General features: G+C 67.0%; 22 protein-coding genes. 14 read left to right on the top strand and 8 right to left on the bottom strand.

Annotated elements, in window-relative coordinates:
• Positions 1-13 precede the first annotated feature (13 nt).
• From ACFXN1_RS34420 to ACFXN1_RS34435, 4 genes are all read left to right on the top strand, one after another.
• Complete coding sequence (locus ACFXN1_RS34420; protein ID WP_379439318.1) at positions 14-280, top strand: hypothetical protein; 267 nt, start codon at positions 14-16, stop codon at positions 278-280.
• Between the two features lie 339 nt (positions 281-619).
• Positions 620-1636, top strand: coding sequence for a tyrosine-type recombinase/integrase (locus ACFXN1_RS34425; RefSeq protein ID WP_379439316.1), 1017 nt, complete (start codon positions 620-622; stop codon positions 1634-1636).
• Between the two features lie 565 nt (positions 1637-2201).
• Entirely contained in the window at positions 2202-2882 is a 681-nt protein-coding gene (locus tag ACFXN1_RS34430) for a hypothetical protein (protein WP_379439315.1), read from the top strand.
• 1040 nt (positions 2883-3922) lie between these two features.
• Positions 3923-4546, top strand: a complete 624-nt coding sequence (locus ACFXN1_RS34435) for a Uma2 family endonuclease (protein ID WP_379439314.1) — start codon at positions 3923-3925, stop codon at positions 4544-4546.
• A 263-nt stretch (positions 4547-4809) separates the two neighbouring features.
• On the opposite strand, the gene ACFXN1_RS34440 is transcribed toward ACFXN1_RS34435, so the two are convergent.
• Entirely contained in the window at positions 4810-5394 is a 585-nt protein-coding gene (locus ACFXN1_RS34440; RefSeq protein ID WP_379439313.1) for a TetR/AcrR family transcriptional regulator, read from the bottom strand.
• A gap of 70 nt (positions 5395-5464) precedes the next feature.
• On the opposite strand from ACFXN1_RS34440, the gene ACFXN1_RS34445 reads away from it, so the two are divergent.
• Positions 5465-6343, top strand: coding sequence for an NmrA family NAD(P)-binding protein (locus tag ACFXN1_RS34445; RefSeq protein WP_379439312.1), 879 nt, complete (start codon positions 5465-5467; stop codon positions 6341-6343).
• A gap of 53 nt (positions 6344-6396) precedes the next feature.
• On the opposite strand, the gene ACFXN1_RS34450 is transcribed toward ACFXN1_RS34445, so the two are convergent.
• From ACFXN1_RS34450 to ACFXN1_RS34480, 7 genes are all read right to left on the bottom strand, one after another.
• The gene (locus tag ACFXN1_RS34450) at positions 6397-10200 is read right to left on the bottom strand and encodes an ABC transporter ATP-binding protein (protein ID WP_379439311.1); all 3804 of its coding nucleotides are present in this window, start codon (positions 10198-10200) and stop codon (positions 6397-6399) included.
• Positions 10197-11543 (bottom strand): LLM class flavin-dependent oxidoreductase, encoded by a 1347-nt coding sequence (locus ACFXN1_RS34455; RefSeq protein ID WP_379439310.1) that lies wholly within the window; start codon positions 11541-11543, stop codon positions 10197-10199. The genes ACFXN1_RS34450 and ACFXN1_RS34455 overlap by 4 nt, the downstream gene beginning before the upstream one ends.
• A gap of 10 nt (positions 11544-11553) precedes the next feature.
• Positions 11554-12279 carry an ABC transporter ATP-binding protein gene (locus tag ACFXN1_RS34460; RefSeq protein ID WP_379439309.1) on the bottom strand — a complete coding sequence of 242 codons (726 nt, stop codon included), beginning with the start codon at positions 12277-12279 and terminating at the stop codon, positions 11554-11556.
• Positions 12255-13103, bottom strand: coding sequence for an ABC transporter permease (locus ACFXN1_RS34465; protein WP_379439307.1), 849 nt, complete (start codon positions 13101-13103; stop codon positions 12255-12257). Before ACFXN1_RS34465 ends, ACFXN1_RS34460 begins: the two co-directional genes overlap by 25 nt.
• Positions 13100-14137 carry an ABC transporter substrate-binding protein gene (locus ACFXN1_RS34470; RefSeq protein WP_379439306.1) on the bottom strand — a complete coding sequence of 346 codons (1038 nt, stop codon included), beginning with the start codon at positions 14135-14137 and terminating at the stop codon, positions 13100-13102. Before ACFXN1_RS34470 ends, ACFXN1_RS34465 begins: the two co-directional genes overlap by 4 nt.
• Before the next feature lie 165 nt (positions 14138-14302).
• On the bottom strand, positions 14303-15448 hold the full coding sequence (locus ACFXN1_RS34475) for an ROK family protein (protein WP_379439304.1): 1146 nt from the start codon (positions 15446-15448) through the stop codon (positions 14303-14305).
• Positions 15449-15531: 83 nt separating this feature from the next.
• A complete protein-coding gene (locus tag ACFXN1_RS34480) occupies positions 15532-16371 on the bottom strand; it encodes an NADPH-dependent oxidoreductase (RefSeq protein ID WP_379439303.1) in 840 nt (279 codons plus the stop codon).
• 1825 nt (positions 16372-18196) lie between these two features.
• Here ACFXN1_RS34480 and ACFXN1_RS34485 point away from each other — a divergent pair.
• The 9 genes from ACFXN1_RS34485 to ACFXN1_RS34525 all read left to right on the top strand — a co-directional run bounded on the left by ACFXN1_RS34485 (position 18197) and on the right by ACFXN1_RS34525 (position 21802).
• Positions 18197-18565: a hypothetical protein gene (locus ACFXN1_RS34485; RefSeq protein ID WP_379439301.1), complete on the top strand. Its 369-nt coding sequence runs from the start codon at positions 18197-18199 to the stop codon at positions 18563-18565.
• Entirely contained in the window at positions 18558-18860 is a 303-nt protein-coding gene (locus ACFXN1_RS34490; protein WP_379439300.1) for a glutaredoxin family protein, read from the top strand. The genes ACFXN1_RS34485 and ACFXN1_RS34490 overlap by 8 nt, the downstream gene beginning before the upstream one ends.
• Positions 18861-18873: 13 nt before the next feature.
• Complete coding sequence (locus ACFXN1_RS34495) at positions 18874-19194, top strand: hypothetical protein (RefSeq protein WP_379439298.1); 321 nt, start codon at positions 18874-18876, stop codon at positions 19192-19194.
• Positions 19187-19882, top strand: a complete 696-nt coding sequence (locus tag ACFXN1_RS34500) for a hypothetical protein (protein ID WP_379439297.1) — start codon at positions 19187-19189, stop codon at positions 19880-19882. Before ACFXN1_RS34495 ends, ACFXN1_RS34500 begins: the two co-directional genes overlap by 8 nt.
• Positions 19875-20096: a hypothetical protein gene (locus ACFXN1_RS34505; protein ID WP_379439295.1), complete on the top strand. Its 222-nt coding sequence runs from the start codon at positions 19875-19877 to the stop codon at positions 20094-20096. The genes ACFXN1_RS34500 and ACFXN1_RS34505 overlap by 8 nt, the downstream gene beginning before the upstream one ends.
• Before the next feature lie 581 nt (positions 20097-20677).
• On the top strand, positions 20678-20857 hold the full coding sequence (locus tag ACFXN1_RS34510) for a hypothetical protein (protein ID WP_379439294.1): 180 nt from the start codon (positions 20678-20680) through the stop codon (positions 20855-20857).
• Complete coding sequence (locus ACFXN1_RS34515) at positions 20854-21114, top strand: hypothetical protein (RefSeq protein ID WP_379439292.1); 261 nt, start codon at positions 20854-20856, stop codon at positions 21112-21114. Before ACFXN1_RS34510 ends, ACFXN1_RS34515 begins: the two co-directional genes overlap by 4 nt.
• The gene (locus tag ACFXN1_RS34520; RefSeq protein ID WP_379439291.1) at positions 21111-21383 is read left to right on the top strand and encodes a hypothetical protein; all 273 of its coding nucleotides are present in this window, start codon (positions 21111-21113) and stop codon (positions 21381-21383) included. The genes ACFXN1_RS34515 and ACFXN1_RS34520 overlap by 4 nt, the downstream gene beginning before the upstream one ends.
• Positions 21380-21802: a DUF6221 family protein gene (locus ACFXN1_RS34525; protein WP_379439289.1), complete on the top strand. Its 423-nt coding sequence runs from the start codon at positions 21380-21382 to the stop codon at positions 21800-21802. The genes ACFXN1_RS34520 and ACFXN1_RS34525 overlap by 4 nt, the downstream gene beginning before the upstream one ends.
• Positions 21803-22206: the final 404 nt, after the last annotated feature.

Here is a 22206-nt window from a genome sequence, read left to right on the forward strand (position 1 = left end):
ACCAAGGGTCGTCGTGTTCGACGCGCTGCGAGACATCGAGTTGTCCGGTGGTGTCGGCTCCGAACCGGGTGAGGGCGTTGAGCAGCTGATTGACGGAGCCACCGCGCGAGCGGCCGCACGAGCGGCGCGGCTGGCCGAAATCGCCACCAACCGCCGGCAGCGCGCCTCAACAGTGTCGGCGTCGAGTCGCAAACCGTCTCGCGCCAAGTGCTCCGTGACTGTACTCGCGGACATATCGGCCAGCAACGACGCCGTGAATTGGGTCCTGATGGCGATGTAGTCGATTCGCTCCTCGGCAGTGAGATAGCGGAAGAGATCCAGATGCGGTGGCTCCCCGCCGGATTCCGCCATCCCCTCACAACCCTTCGATGCTGCGCCGTATCGGCACGAGTCACGATAGACGAGAAGGCCGACACGTTCCGCAGCGCTGAACGAATCGTGTTGTACGGCAACTGAGATCGGGTGCTCACCAGGGGGAAGGTGCGTGCAGCGCTTGTGTTCAACAACCAATTAGTCACGGCCATGACGAATTTTTTTCGTGACTAATCGCGCGGCCCGGCCAGCATGTCACCGACCGATGGCATCCTCGAAACTTGAAAAGCACCGGAGGTGAAGAGACATGGACGAAGTCGACGACACGCTCCCGGAGGCGGCCGCCCCGACCGGGGTCACCAAATCGAGCGATCCCTATGTCCTCGATCGGCGATTCACCCTGTGGTTGGCGGCTCGCCCCGGTCGCCCTCTCGTCCCGCGCACGCGAGGCGAGTACTCGCAACGTGTCGCCTTGTTCCTCAACTGGTTGCGGGGCGTTCGTGTCGATCATCCTGCGGCCCTCGCCACCGCTGAGGGGAGGGACGCCGCCGTTGCCGCATTCCTCGCGCACCTGAAGTCGCTCGGCCGCGGATACAGCACGTGGAACGTAACCCTCGCGGCTCTCAACGCCTACTACGACTACCTCGAACTCGAGCCATCCCGGGTGCCTCCGGCTCCTATCGAGCGGGTGATCACCCGGCCACTGACCGTGTCCGAGCAGTCGGATCTCATCGCGGTGGCGCAGGCGCGGCCAGCGCATACCCGCTTGTTCCGGATCCGGCGGACCCGCAATCTCGCGCTGGTCGTATTGCTGCTGTACAGCGGTTTGAGAGAGTCGGAGGTCTCCGGCCTCGACGACGAAGATGTGGTGTTGACCGGGGCCCAGAGTTTCGTACGCGCCCCGCGCCGTCTGATCCATCTACCTGGGCGGGCGCATTACGCACTGGCGGAATGGCGCGCCGAGCGGGCCGCCCTGGTCGGGGATCAGCGGATCAAGGCCTTCTTCCTCGCCGGAGACCACGACGGGGACAGCGGGCGCATGCGGCGGCTGTCGCGCCGCCAGATCGAAGACATCGTGCGAGAGCTCGGCCGCGAAACCGGGCTCCGCGACGGCTCCGGCATCGCACCCGGCATGCTGCGTGCCACCTACGCCAGCCGTTTGGCCGCCGAACAACCGGACCAGGTGGTGGCCCGGCAGCTGGGTCAGGTCAAACCTGATGTGCCCCAACTCGATACCTTGCGTGCGACGGCACCGACTCGGCATCCGGGTCGATTCCCAGAACCTGATCCGCCCGGGGATCCACAGCTGTCACTCGACTTCTGAACGATTAACGTCGCATGGTTCGTCGTAGGGAAGGTCGTACATACGACCTTAAGGACGGATCCTGGCCCGCTTCGGCAGTCTGGATTCTGGGAATCACCGGCAGGCAAGGGGTTTCCGGTCGGCCCGGAGAATGACTCCTCGATCGGCTATCGAACGCTGGTCATTCGGTGCCCGCCGGTCTATTCCACATTTCGGAGCCGTGGTCGGGGGATTGGCGTTGATCACGCCGATCTCCTCCGTCTGGCGTAGCGGCCCCGTGGGCGGGTGCGACGGGTCTGCGGCGCGGCGACCGTCGCTCTTTGTTCGAATCGATGTCGGTTGCCTCGTTGTCGACCTGGAATTACATCGACGCGGTGGCGGCCGGGGCGTTGCTGGGCGGGTTTGGCCGCAGTCGCGGTGTATCGAGCGTCGGTTACGGCCGCCCACGTGCTGGGCGTGCTGGCCGCCGTGCTGATCGGGGATTTCGCTCAGGGGCCAGGCTCTGGCAGCAGCGGTCAGTTGCAGTCTCCGGTGGTGCTGCCGATCGGTGAGTCACCGCCGCTGTGACTGATCTGGCCGACCGTGGTTGCTCGTCGCCTTCGGCGTGTTCGGCGATCGCGGACGGCGGATCGCCGAATTCGAGTCGGGGGAGGTCCCGTTGGGGCCGATCTCGGTGGCAGTGGTGGTGGTCGGTGTCACGTTGCTCGATTCGGAATGGGTGGCTCGTCACGGCGACACCGCGATTCGTATCGTGGCGGCTGTCGCGGTCACGGTGGCGGGTGCAGTGGCGACCGCGTTCCTGCTTCCCGGCAGGGACGGGACGCTGGTGCTGCTGGCGGTCGCTTTCGTGTCGGCAGGCGGCGCGATCGTCGCCGTATCGCTGCCGCGCTGGATAGTGCCGGTGCTGTTCGTGTGTGTCGCAGCTGGTTTCACGCTCGGCCGAGTCCGCCCCGCACCGTTGGCCGGAATGGCGGCGACGCTGCTGATCGCACTGTTCGCGGTGCTCACGGCGGGTTCGCTCGAACATGTCACCGTGATTCCTACTGTCGGAACCGCCGCGGTCTCCACCATCGCCGGATACTGCTACGGCTCCGCGTTGCCACGCACTGCGCTCAGTGTGATGGCGGGGCTGGCGGTCTTGTTCGTGCCGCCGGCGGGCGTGGCCATGCGAGTGCGGGATTTCAGCCATCTGTCACGTTCCCCGCAGTGGTCAGGCGGCCATGCTGTCGTGTCCGACGCTGCGCCGGGGTGGGGGCGGCGGCGGTGACGCTCGGGCGTGGTGCCGGCGTGCTCGTGCTGCGCCGCTTTCGCGGAGATGACGCTGCCGCAGGGCCGTGAACCTGACCGTTCTTGCCTGCTACCCGTGCGCCTGAAACACCGCCGACAAGCACCTGCCGCCGAACTGTATGTCACAGTGACGAAATGGAGCGATGGGGGGAGGGGTGCGGGGGAGTCCGGGCCACCGGATCTTCGCATCGAGTACACCCCCGTTTGTCCAGGGTCGCGTTGCGCGGATCGTCCATCGCTGAGTACTGCCGCCGGGGCAGGCTGGCAATGGCCGCACGGTAGTCGACGGTTCAGCTTGACATAACTGATAGATATCGGCGAAAAACGCTGGCCGGCAATTGGTCTCGATTGATGTCCTAGGCATGTGAACGGCCAGCCGATCCGTCGCAAGAATCCCGTGATCCTCGCCTGGTGCATCTTCCGAGATGCACCAGGCGTCGGCTTGGTTACCCGAAGGGGTATGGAAAAGCGTGCAGGGCAACTTGATTCAAGCGCCGATAATATTCCTTATGTAAACTTGAACGCGTCGACACCCATCTGCCCCTTCGTTCATTCACTATCCGTGGCCGATAGTGATGCGCTATGTCAAGTTATGGCCCTCCAATCATGGGGTGCAGAATCCGAACTCTTCGATGACCATCCCCCTGGCGACTACTTTCAGTCGCCGGAGAAGCCATTCCGGCCAGGACCTCTTTCAGAGTCGGCGCGGCTCTCGGTGGGGTGAAGTCGTCAACTTGATCGGCGGTATCCTCCGACTCGGCGGATCGAAACTCGCGATAGCGGGCCCGCGACGAGCTTGTTGTCGGGCGGCCATCCAGTCGGAGGGCTGGGTTGCGGCGAACTGTACTCCCCGGCTTTCTCCCCCACCGTTATTGCGTCACTGTGACGAAGCAGGTGCGGCTCCCTTCTTGCTGTCACTGGGTGGCAACCCGGTTGCCACGTCCATCCGTATGGTTCAGATCGAGGCGCTCACGGATCGTCTGGAGTGCTGGGGGTGTTTGCGCGGCTAGAATCCTTCTCATGTCAGCCATCTTCGACTGGGCTCGGCCGGACAACATCCAACCTGAGCCGATCACTGTCGAGATCTGGCGGGAATTGCCCGAGGAGTTCTGCCGCCTGGTCGAAGTCGCCAACGGCGATGCTGTCCGGTGCGAGTCGCCGAGCCGCGCGCACCAGAAGGCGGTGCATCGGCTGTTGGGCATGTTCGAAGCGGCAACGCGTGAATACATGGCCGAAGACCCTTCCGCGTGCCTGGACGCGAACCATGATTTCGATATCGTGCTGTGGGAGGTCCCCCGCGCCACGATTCGTCGTCCCGATGTCGCCATTTTCGATTGTGTGCCTGACGATGTTCGCCCGGTGCCGGCTCGCTATCTGAAGATCGCTGTGGAGGTGATCTCCCCCAGTCACGTGAAGACCGATCGTCTCGAGAAGATGAGCGAGTATGCGGCGGCGGGGATTCCGTGGTACTGGCTGGTCAGTGTCTCCGAGTCCGAGGTCACCTCGATCGAGACCTATGCCCTCGACCATGCGGTCGGCCACTATCGCCTGGCCCGGGTTCTCAAGCCTGGCACCGCGTTTGCTGTGGATCTGCCCTTGCGTGTGCAGATCGACTGGAGCCAGCTCACTGATCTCGTTCTGTGACTGCCGTCGTGCGGAGCGACGTGGTCGTTGCTGTGTCGTTGAGCGTCGGTGGATGTCAAGAGGCGGTAGCTCTGCTGCGATCCGGGGTAGTCGCCGTAATCGGTCAGTCGGGTTGTTGTCCTCGGGGAAGCTCGTACCGTCGTGCAGGTGCAGTCGCAAAATCCTCGCTGCGGCACGTTGACGTGGACGAGCAGCGCGGCCAACGCCCAAGCGACTCGTGGCCGGTCGCCATCGCCCCGATCAACTCCCCTCGAAATCCGGCATTATTTCGAGTCGGTGGGGTTGCGTAACCCGTTGAGCACCAAGGTGATCAAGCGATCTGCCTGTTCGGGACCGGCGTGCTCATGGGTCCAGGCGGCTGCATTGATGAGCGTGAACACATCGGCGGCGGTGGCCTCGGACCTTAGTGCTGCCGATCGGGCGGCATGGTTGAGGAGTTCCTCGCCGATGCTGTTCATCCGCAGGCACGATGCGTGTAGTTCGCTGCCGTCGTCGTCCAGGCTCTGCGCGAGCATCGCGGCCAAGCCCTGATAGGTGGCGGCGTGGCGGACCACCGCGCGCACCCACTCCGCCACGGTGTCGGTCGTGGCAGGCTCATCCAGCAGCCGATCACCGCGCTCGAACAGGTCCTCGTTGCGCTCGGCGAGCAGCGCCGCGACGAGTGCCCGGCGGGTCGGGAAGTGGCCGTACAGCGTGCCGATACCCACGCCGGCTCGACGGGCCACATGCTCAAGCGGCGCATCGGCACCACCCGCGCCGAAGACCTCATCGGCGGCGGCGAGCAGACGTTCCCGATTGCGGCGGGCATCCGCGCGCGGACGGCGGACCCGGGATGCGGTTTGGTCCATCACAACCCTTTAAGTCGAGGGACCCTCAAGATATATTCCGAGGGTCCCTCGATTTTAGAAGGAGTAGCTGATGATCCTGGTCACGGGTGCCACCGGCGCGATCGGTCGCCATCTGGTCGGCCGGTTGCGAGAGCAGAACGCACCGTTCCGGGCGCTGGTGCGCGACCTGGAGCGCGGGCGGGAACTCGACTGCGATCTGGTGGTGGGCGATTTCGACGATCCGGACTCGATCGCCATCGCGGTCTCCGGAGTCGAGCAGATATTCCTCTGCTCACCCGGGGCGCAACCGACGCCCGGCCCCCAGCCCATGGTCACCCAACAGACCACCGTGATCGACGCGGCGGTACGCGCGGGGGTGCGGCGCATTGTGAAGATCTCGGTGTGGGGCGCCCGGCCCGGCGGCCTACTGGCCGAGGGAGCGCACGCCGAGATCGAGGCGCGGCTCGAGGCATCGGGGCTCGACTGCACGATCCTGCGGCCGAGCGGGTTCATGCAGAACTTCCTCACCGGCGCAGGCGCATTCACCAACGGCGGCGATCTCCTCGGCGCCTACGGACACGGCCGCGTGTCCTACATCGACTGCGCCGACATCGCCGCCTGCGCCGCCGTCCTGCTCAGCAGCGACCTCGGCAGTCGCCAGCGATTCGTGGTCACCGGCCCCGAGGCACTCACGCACACCGAGATTGCCGCCAGGCTTTCCGAGGCACTCGGCCGGACGGTGTCCTATATCGACCGGCCCCCAGCAGCTTTCGCGGACATCCTCACGAGCCAGGGACTGCCCGCCCAGTTCGCCACCGACGTGGCAGCGCTCTTCGCCGATGTGGCGGGCGGATCTCTCACCGAGACCACCTCCGCCGTCCGCGATCTCACCGGCCGGCCTGCCACGACGTTCGCTGAATTCCTGGCGCGCGAGCGGAATCTGTTGCGGCAGTGGCCCCCACGGCACTAGGGGTAGGACCGGTCCCGGCTGGTCTGTGAGGCGCAATTCGCGGTAACGCGTACTCACGATGATTCGGCAGCGAAGTGATCCGCGGGGGTTTCGTCGCCGACATAGGCCGACCACAACCGGCGGTAGGGGCCGTCGATCTCGAGAAGGTCGGCGTGGCGGCCGGTTTGCAGCAGACGGCCCTCGCCCATCACGATGATCAGATCGGCATCGGCGGCGGTGGCCAGGCGGTGGGCCACGACGATGGTGGTGCGGCCTGCGGTGAGGACCTCGACAGCCGCGCGGACGCGGGCGTCGGTCGCCAGGTCCAGCGAAGCGGTGGCCTCGTCGAGGATGAGTATGTCGGGCTCCACCAGTTGAGCGCGGGCCAGCGCCAGCAGTTGGCGCTGACCGGCGGACAGGGCGGCGCCGTGCGCGCCGATCGGCTGCCGGTAACCGTGTTCGAGAGCGGCGATCATCTCGTGGGCGCCGACCGCGCGCGCCGCCCATTCGATGTCGGCGGGTGTGGCATCGGGTTTTCCGTAGGCGATGGTGGCATGCACCGTGTCGCCGAACAGGAACGGTTCCTGCGGCACCACGCCCAGCCGTTTGCGGTAGTCGCGCAACCGGTAGCGGCGGATGTCGACGCCGTCGACGAGCACGGCTCCGTCGGTCGTGTCGTACAGGCGCGCGAGCAGTTTCACCAGGGTGGATTTGCCGGCTCCGGTTTCGCCGACCACGGCGACCTGCTGACCGGGCGCGATTCGCAGATCGATGCCGGACAGCACTCGCCGATCGGCCCCCTGGTAGGCGAAACCGACACCGCGGAACTCGATCTCGCCCGCCAGCCGCTCGACCGGACGGGCATCCGGCGCGTCCGGGGTGGACACGGGCTCGCGCATCAGCACACCGAGGCGCTCGATGCCGACGACCGCCTGCTGGTAGCTGTCGAAAACCTGCGACAACTGCTGGATGGGGGCGAACAGCAGATCGATGTAGAGCAGGAACGCGATCAATGTCCCTGCGGTGAGCGCACTCTCGCGCACCTGGTGCACCCCGACCGCGAGCACGGCGGCCGTGGCGATCACCGACATGATCTCGATGAACGGGAAGAACAGCGCCATCAGCGTCTGACTGCGCAGCCGCGCATCGCGGTAACCCCATGAGCGGCGCTCGAATTCGCGCTGATTGATCGCCTCGCGGCGGTAGGCCTGGGTCACCGCGATGGTGTCGACGTTCTCCTGCAGGTAGGCGTTCGCGGCGCTGACCTGCTCGCGCGCCAGGTTGTAGGCGGGCACCGACGCCCGGCGGAACGCGACCGTCGCGATCACCAGCACCGGCAGTAGCGCGAGCACCACCAGCGCCAGGCGGCCGTCGATCACGATCAGCGCCACCACCACGCCGCTGATGGTCAGCGTGCTGGTCAGCGCGACCGCCAGTCCCGTCTGCAGGAAAGTCGACAGCCCGTCCACGTCGGTGATCATCCGGGTCATGATGCGGCCCGCCAGTTCCCGCTCGTAGAACTGCAATCCCAGCCGTTGCAGCTGGGCGAAGACCTTCACCCGCAGGCCGTAGAGCAGCCGCTCCCCCGCCCGTCCGGTCACGCGGACCTGGGCGACGGTGATCGCCCAGTCCACGACCACCACGACCAGCGCGGACGCGGCGGCCAGCAGCAGCACGTCGCGGGCTCCGGCCAGCACGCCGTGGTCGATGCCGTAGCGCACCAGGAACGGAATCAGGATCTGCGTCAGGGCGTCCAGGGCGACCAGGCCCAGTCCGGCCAGCAGCGGCAACGCGAACGGCCGCAGCAGCCGCGCCAAATCGAAGTCCGGGTCCGGTGTGTGCGAAAAATGCTCGGGCACATCGGGTTCACCGGTCGCTGCGGGCAACCGCCCGATCAGGGCGCGCACGTCGCCGCTCGGCGGGGCGCTCGACATCATGCCCCCGCCCAGGTGACCGCCCATCGCCCCCGGCGCGCCGGCGGCGCGCCGGGCGAACGCTCTGGCCATCTGGTCCAGCGCACGTGACTCGTCACCGTCGGTCTCAGTGCCCGTCCACAGCCCGGCGGTGGGCACGGCGTCGGTCACCGCGCTCAGATCGGCGGCGATACTCACCGGGTCCGGCGCGGTGAACAGGGTGTGGAACAACTCTCCGGAGGTCTGCAGATCGTGCAGAGTGCCGAGTTCGGCGACCCGGCCGCCGTCCAGCACGGCCACCCTGTCGGCGAGTGCGAGAGTGGAGATCCGGTGCGCCACCACGATGGTGGTGCGCCGGCGCACCTCGGCGGCGATGCGGGCGAAGATCTCTTCCTCCACCTGTGCGTCGATGGCGGAGGTGGCGTCGTCGAGCACCAGGATCGGGGCGTCGGTGATCAAGGCGCGGGCCAGGGCCAGGCGCTGACGCTGTCCGCCGGACAACCGCTTTCCGCGCTCACCGATGTGCGTGTCCAGGCCCTCGGGCAGCGCGGCGACGAATTCGTCGGCGGCAGCCAGATACAGTGCGTGCCAAACCTGTTCGTCGGTGGCGTCGCGGCGGCCGTAGGACACATTGTCCCGCACCGTATCCGCCATCAGCGAGGTGTCCTCGAAGACCATCGCGATCCGGCCGCGCAGATCCGGCAGATCCCGGATATCGGTGCCGTCCAACAGTATTCGGCCCGCATCGGCATCGAACAGGCGGGGCAGCAGTTGCACCAGAATCGATTTGCCCGAACCGGCCGCACCGGCAACGGCCACCGTCTCCCCCGGCTCGACGGTGAGGTCGAGTCCGTTCAACACCGGTGGCTGGGCCTCGAAAGCGAAACGCACGCCATGGAACTCGATCCGAGGCGCACTGCCGGAGTCACTCGCCACCTCGGTGGCCGACTGCGCCGCGGGCGCCTCGCTCGGTACGGGCGTCTCGATCACCTCACGGACCCGCTCGAGCGAGGCCCTGCCCTGCTGGCTCACCGTGAGCAGCATGGAGAACATGCGGATCGGGGTGACGAACGAGCCCAGGTACGTCATGAAGGCCAGGAAGGTGCCCAGCGTGATGGACTGCCGAAGCGCCAGCAACCCGCCCACGACCAGAATCAGCGCCTGCCCCGCGGCCGGCACCGCCTGCATGGCGGGGGTGAACCGGCTGGTGATCCGCGTGATGCGCAACCGCGACCGGTACAGGTCCCGGGCCGAGCCCGCCAGTTCCTCGAGCTCGTGCGATTCCTGCCCGAACCCCTTCACCACCCGCACGCCCGTCACCGCCGCCTCCACTCGCATGGCGACCTCGGCGGCGCGGGCCTGCGCGTCCCAGTTGGCGGGGAACAGCTCTCGCTGGCTGCGTGAGGTGATCAGCCACAGCGCCGGAACCACCAGCAGCGCAATGACACTCAGTATCGGCGACATCGACGCCATCAGGATCAGTGAAACGGCCAGCAGCACCACATTGCCCGCGACCAGCGGAAGCAGTTGCAGGAACATCTGGATCAGCGTCACGTCGGTGATGGCACGGCTCACGACCTGTCCGGTGTAGAGCCCCGACCGCTGCCGGCCGTTCAGCCGCAGCAACGCGGCGAACAGGTCACGCCGCAGATCGTGCTGCACGTCCAGCGACAGCCGTGAGGACCCGGTGCGACGCCCGTACCCCGCCACGAACCGGGTGGTCCCGACCGTGAGCAGCACCAGCACCCACGGCAACACCGAGGCTGCCGTGGTGGTCACGGTGTCGACCACATGCCGTACCAGCAACGGCAGCACGGCCGTGCAGACGTTGGATACCAACGCACCGGCGCACGCGAGCAATACGGTGCGGCGATGCTGTGCGCAACGCCGCAGCAGATAGCGAATCCACCCGTCGGCGCGGGTATTCGAGGTCGCGTCCGCGGAACAGCCAGAGCCCCCACTCATCCCGTGACCACGAGCGCGCCGGCTCCGGAGAACTGATTGGTGGGCCGCTGCAGACCGTAGTGCCCGCGCAGTGTCGTCTCGGTGTACTCGGTGCGGAACAGCCCGCGCCGCTGCAGGATCGGCACCACCTCGTCCACGAAACGCTTCAGGCCCGAGGGCAGCACGGCGGGCATGATGTTGAACCCGTCCGCGGCGCCGCGGGTGAACCACTCCTCGATGGTGTCGGCGACCTGATCGGCAGTACCGGCGAAGGTGTGGTGACCACGCCCGCCCCCGAGCCGGGCAATCAGCTGGCGCAGCGTGAGCCGTTCGCGCCGAGCGAGATTCACGATGAGGGTGAAGCGGCTCTTGGCACCCTGGATCTCGTCCTCGGTGGGCAGGTCGTCGGGCAGTTCGCTGTCCAGGTCGAGGTCCTCCACCGGAATGCCCCAGGTACGGGCCAGCTGGCGCCTGGCGTACTCGGGTGAGATCAGCCGCTCCAGTTCGGCATCCAATTCCCTGGCGTGCTCGGCGGTATCGCCGATGACGGGCACGATGCCCGGCAGGATCTTGAGGGTCTCCGGGTCACGGCCGAGAGCGATCGCGCGACCCTTCAGGTCGGTGTAGAACGCGAGCCCGTCCTCGATGGTCTGCTGTGCGGTGAACACCGCCTCGGCGTAGCGGGCGGCGAAGTCCTTGCCGTCCTCGGAGGAACCGGCCTGCACCAGCACCGGATACCCCTGCGGCGGCCGCGCCACGTTCAGCGGACCCGCGACCTTGAAGAACCGGCCCTCGTGGTCGATCCTGCGAACCCGGTCCGGATCCGTGTGTATACCCGATTCCTTGTCCGCCAGCACGGCGTCGTCCTGCCAGCTGTCCCACAGCTTCGTTGCCACATCGACGAATTCGGCGGCCTTCTCGTAGCGCAGCTTGTGGTCGGGGACGTCGTCGAGTCCGAAGTTGCGTGCGGCGTCGGCGCCGGCGGTGGTGACGATGTTCCAACCGACGCGCCCGCCCGATACCCAGTCCACCGAGGCGAAACGGCGCGCCAGGTTGAACGGCGAGTTGTAGCTGGTGGACGCGGTGGCGATGAGACCGATCCGCGAGGTCTGCACCGCGATGGCCGTGAGCAGGACCGTCGGCTCCAGCTTGCCGGCGGGGCGGCGGCCGGTATCGCCGTAGAGCACCGGACTGTCGGCGAAGAAGATCGAGTCCAGCTTCCCGCGCTCGGCGATGCGGGCCAGCTCCACATAGTGATCGATCTTGGTGTTCGCGTGCGGATCCGATTCCGGCAGCCGCCACGAGGCCTCGTGGTGTCCGGTCGACATGAGAAATGCGTTGAGGTGCAACTGTTTCGACGGCATGAAGGGTTCCTTATCGGATTGCGGCGGGTACAACGCCCAGCGCGGACAACAGGGTGCGGCGGATGCGCTGGAACTCCGGATCGCCCGGATCGCGCTCGGCCGGCAGGTCGATGGGCAGGTCGAGGCCGAGGCGGCCGTCATCCAGCACCAGCACGCGCTGCGCCAGGGTGATCGCCTCGTCCACATCGTGGGTGACCAGCAGGACGGTCGGGGTGTGCCGCTGGACCAGATCACGCAGCAACGCATGCATCCTGATCCGGGTGAGCGCATCCAGCGCGCCGAACGGCTCATCGGCCAGCAGCAGATCGGGAGCTCCGACCAGTGCCCGCGCCAGCGCCACCCGCTGTTGCTCGCCGCCGGACAGTTCCGAGGGCCACGCGCGCTCCCGCCCGGCCAGCCCGACCTCCGACAGCAGGGCCCGGCCCGCCGCGCCGCGGGCGCGCGGCTGCCCGTACAGCACATTGGTCAGCACCCGCTGCCAGGGCAGCAGTCTCGAATCCTGGAAGACCACGGCGGTTTTCGCCGGCACCCGCAGCACACCGGAACCCTCGACATCGTGATCGAGCCCGGCCAGCGCCCGCAGCAGGGTGCTCTTGCCGGAGCCGCTGCGGCCGAGCAGTGCGACGAACTGGCCCGGCGGGATGGTCAGCGTTATGCGGTCCAGGATGGTCCGCTCCCCGAACGACCGGACCAGGTCACGGGTCCGGACGCCTAGGTCGAGATCGTTCGACGCCATGACAGCACCTTGCGTTCGAGCAGCCGGATACCGGCATCGGAGACGAGTCCGAAGACGCCGTAGATGACCAGGCAGACCAGGATGACATCGGCCTGCCCGTAGTTCTGAGCACTGGTCATGAGCTTGCCCAATCCGTCAGTGGCATTGACGGATTCGACGACGACCAGCGACAGCCAGGCACCGGTGACCGACAATCGCAGCCCGAGGAAGAAACCCGGCAGCGAGCCCGGCATCACCACGCGGGCGATGAACTCCCACCGCGAAACACCCTGCACCTCCGACAGTTCCACGAACCGCTTGTCGATGGCGGTGAGCGAGGCGTGCGTCTGCAGATACATGGCCAGCGCCACGCCCAGAGTGATCAGCACGATCTTGAACGTCTCGCCGATGCCCAGCCACAGGATCATCAGCGGAATCAGCCCGAGGCTGGGAATGGCGCGCTTGACCTGCACCGGCCCGTCGATCAACGATTCGCCCAGACGCGAAAGTCCTGCCACCAGAGCGAGTGTCGTGCCGATGAGGATGCCCAGCCCGAGGCCGATCGCCGCCCGGTGCAGCGAGGCGAGCACGTTGTCCCCGAGCGTGCCGTCGCGGACGAGGTCCCAGCCGGTGCCGAGCACGGTCCATGGCGCGGACAGCTTGCGGTGGTCCAGCAGCCCGTAATAGCTGCCCGCCGACCAGGCCGCGAGCACGACGACCACGCCGAGCAGGCGTGCGAACGGCACCGGTTTCCGCAGTCCGAGGCGACGCAGGCGAGGCCGGTCCACGAACTCCTCGCCCGCCCGGGGTGCGGGCACCGCGATACGGGGCAGCGCGAGTGTCATTGTGACTCCTTGATCCGGTACTGCGCGGGCACCGCGTCCGAGGCCAGCGATTCGAAGCGCCGGTCGAATAGTTCACCGGCGTCGAAGCTCTTACCGAAGTAGCCGGAGCGGGTCACGAGGTCGATGGTTTCCTGTTCCCATTTGATGGCGTCATCCCATTTCGCCGGGTAATAGGGCTTGTCGACGGTGCCCTGAATCCGGCGGGCATCCTCCGCCGAAACCTTCTGATCCTTCACGTAATACGCGTCGAGCCATTGGTCCTGATGCTCCCAGGACCAGATGTCCGCCCGCGCCCAGATCTTCACGAATTCCGTGACCGCGGCCAGTTTCGCGGAATCCTGCAGCACCGCGGTCGGCGTCCACAGGATGGTCAGGGCGTCCACGGTCGGCGTTGCCACCGCACGTGCACCCTGATCACCGTACTGGGCCAGATATTTGGTGGTCTGCGGCTCGGCGAGCGGAGCGACATCGATTTGCTTGCCCTGCAATGCGGTGAGGAATTGCGGACTGTTCAACTCGACGAGCTTGACCTCGTTGAGCCCGATGCCGGCGGCCTGCAGAGTGCGCAGCACCACCACGCCCTGCGCCTGCCCGGGCGAAAAGCCGATCCGCTTACCGCGCAGGTCGGCCAGGCTGTTGATGCTCGAATTCGGTGCCGTCGCCAGTTGATACAGCGGCGTCGAGCGCACCTTGACGCCGACGATCTTCGCGTCCACACCCGTGGCATGGGCGTGGATCGGCGGAATTCCCGCATTGCTCGCCACATCCAGGGCGCTGCCGCGAAAAGCTTGAATCACATCAGGCCCGGCGGAGACCACCGGCCAGTCGGAAACGGTGAACGGCAATGTGTTCGACTGCCCGGCGGCCTCCAGTGCGACCCGGGTCGTATTCACCGAAATGGACAGTTTGGTGTTCGGCGGCACACTGGTCGGCAGCGCCGCCGAAAGATCGGTGTCCCCGGCGCGGGTGGCGCAGCCGGCCACCAGTACAACGGCCGCTACGACAACGCCTAACCCGGATATCGCGTATCGCATTCTTTGCTCCTGATTCGACTGCGGCGGAGAGCATCAGGGAAATCCGGGGAGCGATGACAAGCGAGATTCTCGGACCGGACCGGGAGGACGTAATTTTCCATGTACAGACTGTCGCGGAAACCGTTGCGATCGGGCAACATTCGTTCGACTTAAAATAAATGCGAATCAAACTCGGGCAGCTGTCGCGGCCGGCTCGGCGGACACCACCGCCAATGGATCGGTGAACAGCCGCTGCAGCACCACGGCGCCGGCGGCGGTCTCCAGCACCCGCCCGAAGAACGACGACCCCGTGATGACCTCCTCGGGCCGCTCACAGGCCGAGAACCGGCGCACCACATCGAGATACGCCGCACGCACTCCCGACACCCTGACCAGCGCCGGATCCACGATCACCACCGCGTCCGGATCCAGCAGGTCGATCACGACCGCGACCACCCGGCCCAGTACCCGGGCCCGCTCAGTGAACAACGTCTGCGCCGTCGTGTCCTGACCCGCGAGGGCGATGAGATCCGGAATCCGCTGCACCGGCAGCCCTGCCCGCCGGGCACGAGCCACCACCGCACGGTCGGTGCACTCGGCCAGCGCCGACTCCGCCGCGTCGCCCCCGACCAGACGCGTGATCGCACCCGCGGCCGACCGTGGGCCGTAGTGCACCCGCCCGTGCACCGCGAACGCCACATCGATCACATTGCCCGCGAACAGCAGCACCGTCGCCGCCGCACTCCGCGCATGCCCGAACAACTGCTCCGCGTGCACGAGCGCCCGGCTGTGACTGTCCAGCGTCACCGGCAGCCCGGTCTGCTCCGAGAGATACTGCCGCACAGCCACATTGCGCCAGGGCAAGGTGCCGTGCTCGACCACGGACCCGGCGGAGCTGTCCACCCAGCCGCCGATCGCGACACCCAGCCCGATGACGCGTTCGGTCAGCTCACCCCGCAGCCGCCGCACCTCGGCGGCGGCGGACGCCAGAATCACGTCCGGATCCAGGCCGAGGTGCGGCACCCGATGCGAAAGTCGCACGGCTCCGGCGATATCCAGCACCGCGACCGTGCAATGGTCGGCGGCGATGTGCAGCCCGATCACCACATTGCCCGCGACGTTCAGCATCAGCGGCGAATGCGGGCGGCCCATCCCGCCCGGCCCGGCCGTCTCCGGCCCCTCGGTCAGCAGCCCCGCCGCGGCCAGCGCCCGTACCTGCGAGGTCACGGTCGCCGGCGACAATCCGGCCACCCGCGCGATGACGCTGCGCGGCGCCGTGCCCTCGGCGAGCACGGCACGCAGCACCGCCCCCGCGCTCTTGTCCCCGGTCACCATCGATTCCTCATCTCACCCCACCGAGCCGGGACCTGATCGATTCCCCGCCCGCCGACGCCAGAGTGGCTCGATCGGCGCCATCAGCGCAGCGGGAAACCCTGCGCCGCAAGCTGGTCACGCAGCCGGTCGCGGCCTTTGAGCGCGGCGGCCGAGCCGAGCCGGGTCAGTACCCGGTCGATCCAGGAGTGCTCAAGGTTCTGCTCGGCGTAGAACTCGGCAATGCGGGTCTCGTACTCGGCCAGATGCGCGCCGAGCCCGGTCGCGTCGTAGGTCTCCTCGTGCAGCACCGCGGCCTGCGGCAGCCGCGGCTTGACGCGGGCATCCTCGCTCGGGTCCGGGGTGCCGACCACGAGGCCGACGACCGCGAACACGCCTGGTGGCAGGGATAATTCAGCCGCAACCTGCTCGGGGTTGTTACGGATGGCGCCGATATAGACGGTGCCCAGGCCCAGCGATTCGGCCGCTGTCACCGCGTTCTGCGCGGCCAGCGCCGCGTCCAGGAACGCCACATAGCTGGACTCCAGGTAGTCGGCTCCATCGAGCGGGGCCCCGCGCTCCGCGGCCAGTGCTCGCAGCCGGGCCAGATCCGCCGTCCAGACCAGCAGTACCGGCGCCTGCCGGATATGGTCCTGATCCCCGGCGAGCGTGGCCAGTCGTGCCTTGCGTTCCGGATCTCGGACCGCGATCACGCTCCACGCTTGGAGATTGGAGGATGTCGGCGCCGACTGGGCTGCCGAGACGAGCAGGCGCAAGATGGCGTCCGGCACCGGATCGGCCAGATAGCGACGGATCGAGCGGTGCTCGTGCAGCACCCGTAGCACCGGGTTCCATTCCGGGGCCGGGGCCGGGGCCGGGGCGGGGGCGGGGTCGCGGTAGCGCTGTGCCACCAGCTGATCCGCGGAAACAGAGATCTGGGTCATGGAGCGTATCGTGACCGCCGCGCGGGGCCAAGTCAGGTATTGACCGCAGCTCGAGCCGAATACCACACAACCCGCACCGACTTCGACGGCCATGCCGCCGAGCCCACGGCGCAGCGACGGATCGCGAGCCGACTGTCAATCAATTCTATTGTCCTCCAATAAATTTCCGAAAGATCAGCTTGATCTCAACCGCCGTCACCTGTGGGGCTCATCCCCGCACGCACGGGGAGCATCAGCCCGGGATCGGCCCGGCCGGGTCGCTGTCGGGCTCATCCCGCACGCGCGGGGAGTATAGTCGTTCGGCTCCTGACCTGCGTGGTGTCCGGAGTTCATCCCCACACGTGCGGGGATGAGCCCGAGACCCCGTGAAGTGGATCCTGGAAGAGCCCGTGCTCCCCGCGCGTGCGGGGATGAGCCCGGCTCCAGTCGATTCGGAAACGAAAGGGGCTCGTGCTCCCCGCGCGTGCGGGGATGAGCCCTAGCACGGCCTTGACGTTGGTGACGCCGAGAGGGAGTCGACTGGCTGGTGGTCGGTTTCCGGCGGCAGTGTGTGGTCGATGGTAGTTGTAGTGGATGTTCCAGACAGCCAGGGCGCTGCTGCGCTGGTGTTCGCTGGTCCATTCGCGGGCATAGAGGAATTCCTCGGCCAGGATCCGGTTGTAGCGTTCGACTTTGCCGTTGTGGCGGGGCGTATAAGGGCTGATGCGTTGATGTTTGGCGCCGAGCAAGACCTTGGCGAAGTCGTGGGCGCGATAGCATGCACCGTTGTCGGTGACGATGCGTTCGATGTGGGTGATGCCATGGGCTGCGAAGAACGCTCGCGCCCGGAACATGAATCCTATTGCCGTGACGGCTTTTTCGTCGGGCAGCGCTTCGGTGTAGGCCAACCTGGAGTAGCCGTCGACCGCGGAGTGCAAGAACACATATCCGACGCGCTCACCGCGTGATCTGGCGGCGTGGTTGGCTTTGTGCTGGACGGAGTCTCGGCCGTGGACGCGCCAGCCGCCGCCGTCGCGGATGCGCCCGACCTTCTTCACATCGACGTGGATCATGTGCCCGGGCCGGCGGGCGAGGATCGGGCGGCTGGCTCGGTTGGCCTCACCAGTCGGATCGAGGAAGCGGCGCCGGTTGAGCCCCAGTCGCAGCAGGTGGCGGCCGATGGTGCGCACCGAGATACGCACGCCCTCGACGGCCAGCTCGGTCTGGATGCGTCGGGCCGACCATTTACGGTCCCGGCGCAACGTCTCGATCCGGGCCACCACATCCGCCGAGAGCGCGGTCGGGCTGCGGTGCGGCGTGGAAGAACGATCCGCCAACCCCAGCTCGCCATAACGGTGGAAACGGTTGACCCACTTGGAAGCACACTGCCGCGAGATCCCCATCTCGGCGGCGACATGTGCGATCGGGCGAGACTGGCAACGCTGAACAAGGCGTCGCCGCCCCTCTACGGACAACGGGCATTACGGTGAGACACGGCGGGTCTTTCCTTGCTGGCGGATAAGGGATTGGCGTTTCTCATCCTGCCGCTGAAAGACCCGCCCCTCAGCTCACGTCCCGTGTGACGTCACCAACGTCATGACCCACAACACCTGTATGAGGCCTTGACCCTGTTCGCAGGGGTCGAAGTGGTCGCCACACCGAAGCTGCCCGCTCCGGCCGGCCGCGACTCGCGCGGCAACATCCGCACCTTAGGGGCAAGCGCTGATCGCTCGGGCGAGTGGCACTCGCGCCGACGTGCAGGGCTGGCGCGACATGGCCATTAATCCGCGGTTCATCGCCATGTACGACGCTGCGCTCGCCGTGTTCGACGCTGAGGAGGCCGACCATGCCTGAAATCCCTGACCGCAGTCCCGCTTTCGATGACCGCGCTTACTGTGTGGAGACCGACGAATACCGCATCACCGACGAGTGGCTCCGCGTGCTCGCCACGTCTGCCGGTCGCTGGTCGCGGTCCCTCGCACGGGAGGTACTCGACCTCCGCGTCCGCGTCGCTGAGCGCGATCGCCTGGCCGCTGAGCTCGCCGTGTACCGCCAGGCCCTCGCCGCCATCCGCGCCGCCGACCCGGACCTGTTCGACGACCCCGCGGAGCGCGGCGGGGTGTACGAGACCTATGGCCGCGCCAGAGACCGCCTGCGTAAGGCGTACGTCGCCGCGATCGCCCCCATCACCGCATGGGAGAACCCTTATGCCTGACCAGGTCCATCCCGATGCCCCGAACGTCGTGCTGTACAGCAAGCCAGGCTGCGGCCAATGCATCGGCACCGCGCAAGCGCTTCTGGCACGCGGTGTTCCGTTCATGAAGCTGGACGTCACGACCGACGACAACGCCGCCGACCGGGTCCGCGACCTCGGCTACCAGTGCCTGCCCGTCATCGTCGCGGGCGACATGCACTGGTCCGGGTTCCAGCTCAACAAGATCGATCAGCTCGCCTACGCGCTGCGGAACTGGACTCCGAGCGCACCTATAGAGGAGGCCGACCGTGCCTGACCACTTCCACATCGTGACCATTACCGGCGACCGAGAGTATCCAAGCATCGAATTCCGTTGCAGCGGCGATGAATTTGCGGCCTGCCACACCTATTCGCGCTGCACATGCATCTTTTACGATCCCGACCACCGGCCACCCGCCACGCGGCACGCGGATTGCTGGATGGCCTCGTGGTTCGACAGCGAAGGGACGCACCCGTCGACCTGGAACGCCGCCGAGACCGGCCTCGAGCCCGGCATGAGTGGACCGATCAAGGCCCACCTCGCCCCCGGCCTGTTCGGCTCGATCCTGGAATGGCAGTTCGTCACCGACCAGGAGACCGCCAATGCCTGAGCAGGCCCGCAAGTTCCGTACCCGTGAGGTCGAAGCGATGCAGTGGACCGGCGACAACGCCGAAGCCCTCGTCGCTTGGACCGCCGGCGCGTTCCAGCCGGTCGACCACAAGGACCGGACCGAGGATCCCGAAGCCTCCGGCGAGCTGCTGACCGGACACCACCGGACGTGGTGGGGCGTAAGCCCCGGCGAATGGGTTATCCGCATCGGCAACGTGTATTGCGCGCTGACAGAGGCCGCCTTCGAGCACGAGTACGAGCCGGAGGTGGAGCAGCAGGCCGGGGCATTTCTCGGCTCGTGGTTGGCTGTGTCCGCCCACAACTCGGAGCTGGCGGCCCAGGTCGCCACAAGAGATGCCCGCATCGCCGAGCTGGAGAATGCTCTCGCCGAGAAGCGTGCGCAGTTAGCGGAGGTGGACCGCGAACACCTCCGCATCGCCGAGCTGGAGAAGGCCGGACACCGCGTCATCGAGACCGCACAGATCGCGAACGAGCCGACCGGCACTGTCCTGCTGTCCGCGCAGGGCGACGTCGCCTCTGTGGACCACGGAGCTTCCGGTGAGTGGCTCGGCGGTGATACCCGCGTTCATTTCCTGGATTTCCAGGCCGGTCCGTGGGAGTTCGTCGAGTTTTTGCCGGACGGCCAGTGGTCTGTTCTGTGGCAGCCGAAGGTGAGCGATCGTGGCTAATCCGACCACCCACCTACGCCGCGCACGGAAGCTCCAAACGTGTAGCTGCGACCGGCGGATCAAGCCAGGCGAACAGTACTTGGAGCACAAGGAATTTCCCAGCGGTGAATCCGGATACGCCGACGCCGCAGGCCATCCCGTGCGCCTCGCCGAGTGCTACCGGTGCGGGCGTGAATCCCTGTTCACCGAAGGCAAGGACAAGTGGGCGATATGAGCGACCGCCGCCCCTGGTACGAGGACTTCGACAAGGCGCACGCCCGCGGATCGTGACCGCCGGTTATCCCCCGCGTCACCGGATGCCCTTGCCAGCGCTGCCGGTCACGGATCACCCTGCCCGAGCCGCCCACCCAGCCAGTATCGCCGACGCCGAAAGGTGTTGTCGGCGCGGCTCTCTCGATCCTCCGCAACATCACGAAAGGGGCCAACGAATGAACCTCAACCCCCGTGCCGAACTCGACCGCTCGACCGACGAGCCGATTTACGGCGCCGATATGCGCACGCCCTGCGCACGCACGCCGCGGCGGGCGACGCCCTCGCCGAGATCACCGGCGATCGACGGCATGCGGCGTGTGGTTGACCGGGCCGTGCGGCGCTACCGGGGCGTGTGTCCGACCTGCTCGGCCGAGCTGTACGCGGGCCTCGGTGAGTCCTACGTCGGTGCCGAGGGTGCTGGGCGCAATACGATGTCACCGAGTTCGAGGCCACCGCGCGGGACTCGGCGGCCGAGCAGCTCTACACCGGCGGCGAGCTACTGCGCGTGCTCCCCGAGCTCGGCCCGCGCCGGTCTCGAAAACCATGCTGTACAGATGGACCCGGGCCCACAAGTTGACCGAGCGCGGCTGGATGGACCGGGCCCGGCGGATCACCACCACGAAACGCAATCCGAGCGACGCCGCGGTCTACCGGTGCGGCGACGCTCTCGAGCTCGCGCAGCAGGGCGCAGGCGAGGAAGAACCGGAGGACAAGACAGCATGACCACCTCGGGCGACACACGGACCGTCGTCATCTGGGCCGACCGGCGCAGTGACACCACCGCATACCTGTTCACCGACCGCGACGTCGCCGAGGAATGGGCGCGGACGAAAGGACGCGAGTACGACCGGCACGGGAACTACACCGAGAAGACCTACCCCAACGGCGAACTCCGGATCACCTACAGCACCCCGAGCGAGGACTACCTCGCCGTGCCCGAGGCCGTCGTCGACCAGCTGCTGCCACGGCGGGCATCGTGAGAATCGAGGCGTTCATCGAGGCCCGGCTCGCTGAGCGGACGACAGACGTCGACGCGATCACCTCGGCGCTGTTCCACGCCGAGATCGATCGGCGCGGAACAGGTCCCGGGTCCGCTAGCTACGGCAGCGTGTGGTCCCGTTCCGAACAAACCGCCACCCAACTGCTCGCTGCCCCCTCGGCGGCCCGCGAACTGCCCGAATCCGATCAACGCGCGGTGGCCGCCGTCTGGTCCGATCACCCGGACTACCAGCAGGAATGGGCACTGTGACCATCGCGGCATTCATCGAGGCCCGCCTCACCGAGCGAGAGGCCGCAGCACACGAGGCACTCGACCTCGAAAAGTTCTTCCCACCAGATGAATTCGACCTCGAATACCAATGGGTCCGATTCGCCCGACGGCGAGTCCGATCCGTCCGGCGGCCCGGCGGCGATCGGGCGCTGTCGTCCCACTTCGCGCCCGGCGCGCCGAGCCCGCGCGAAGTGCTGCGCGAGTGCGCCACCTGGCGTGCGATCGTCGGTTCGACGGCCCGGCGGATCGCTCAGGGTTGGGGACATCACGACACCGAGGACATGATCGTGGCCGACCTCGCCCCGATCGCCGCCATCTGGGCCGAACACGAGGACTACCGGCCCGAGTGGGCCGCGCTGGGAGGAGTGGAACCACGGCCGAGATCGCCAAGCGCATAACGCCGCTCATTCACTGGCGGGCGTCGGGCACCGTAGACGAGGCAGGATCACCAGCGGTGCGGTGCCATTCCAGGAGGCGAACCGGTCCCGGGTCGCGAAGCGGTGGATGTCGCCGGGCAGCCTAACTCCGCACTCACATCGACGTCTTGACTAAAAGGGCGGCCATGACCGTGGACCCGTCGATCAAGGATTCGGACCTTGAGCTTCTGCTGCATCGCAATTTCCAGAAGCTCGAGGCTGAAACCATCATTCAGGGGCAGGCATGCCTGTAGCGCGTCAACCCGGACCAATCCGGCAAGCAGTCCAACGAGCACCCATGGCCGCCCGCTGCGCCGGTCGCTCCGCAACCTCGGCCACGCAATACACTGGGGGACGGCCTGCCACTATGCAGTCCAGCGGGCCCG

Source organism: Nocardia sp. NPDC059154 (genome assembly GCF_042755705.1).
GTDB lineage: Bacteria > Actinomycetota > Actinomycetes > Mycobacteriales > Mycobacteriaceae > Nocardia.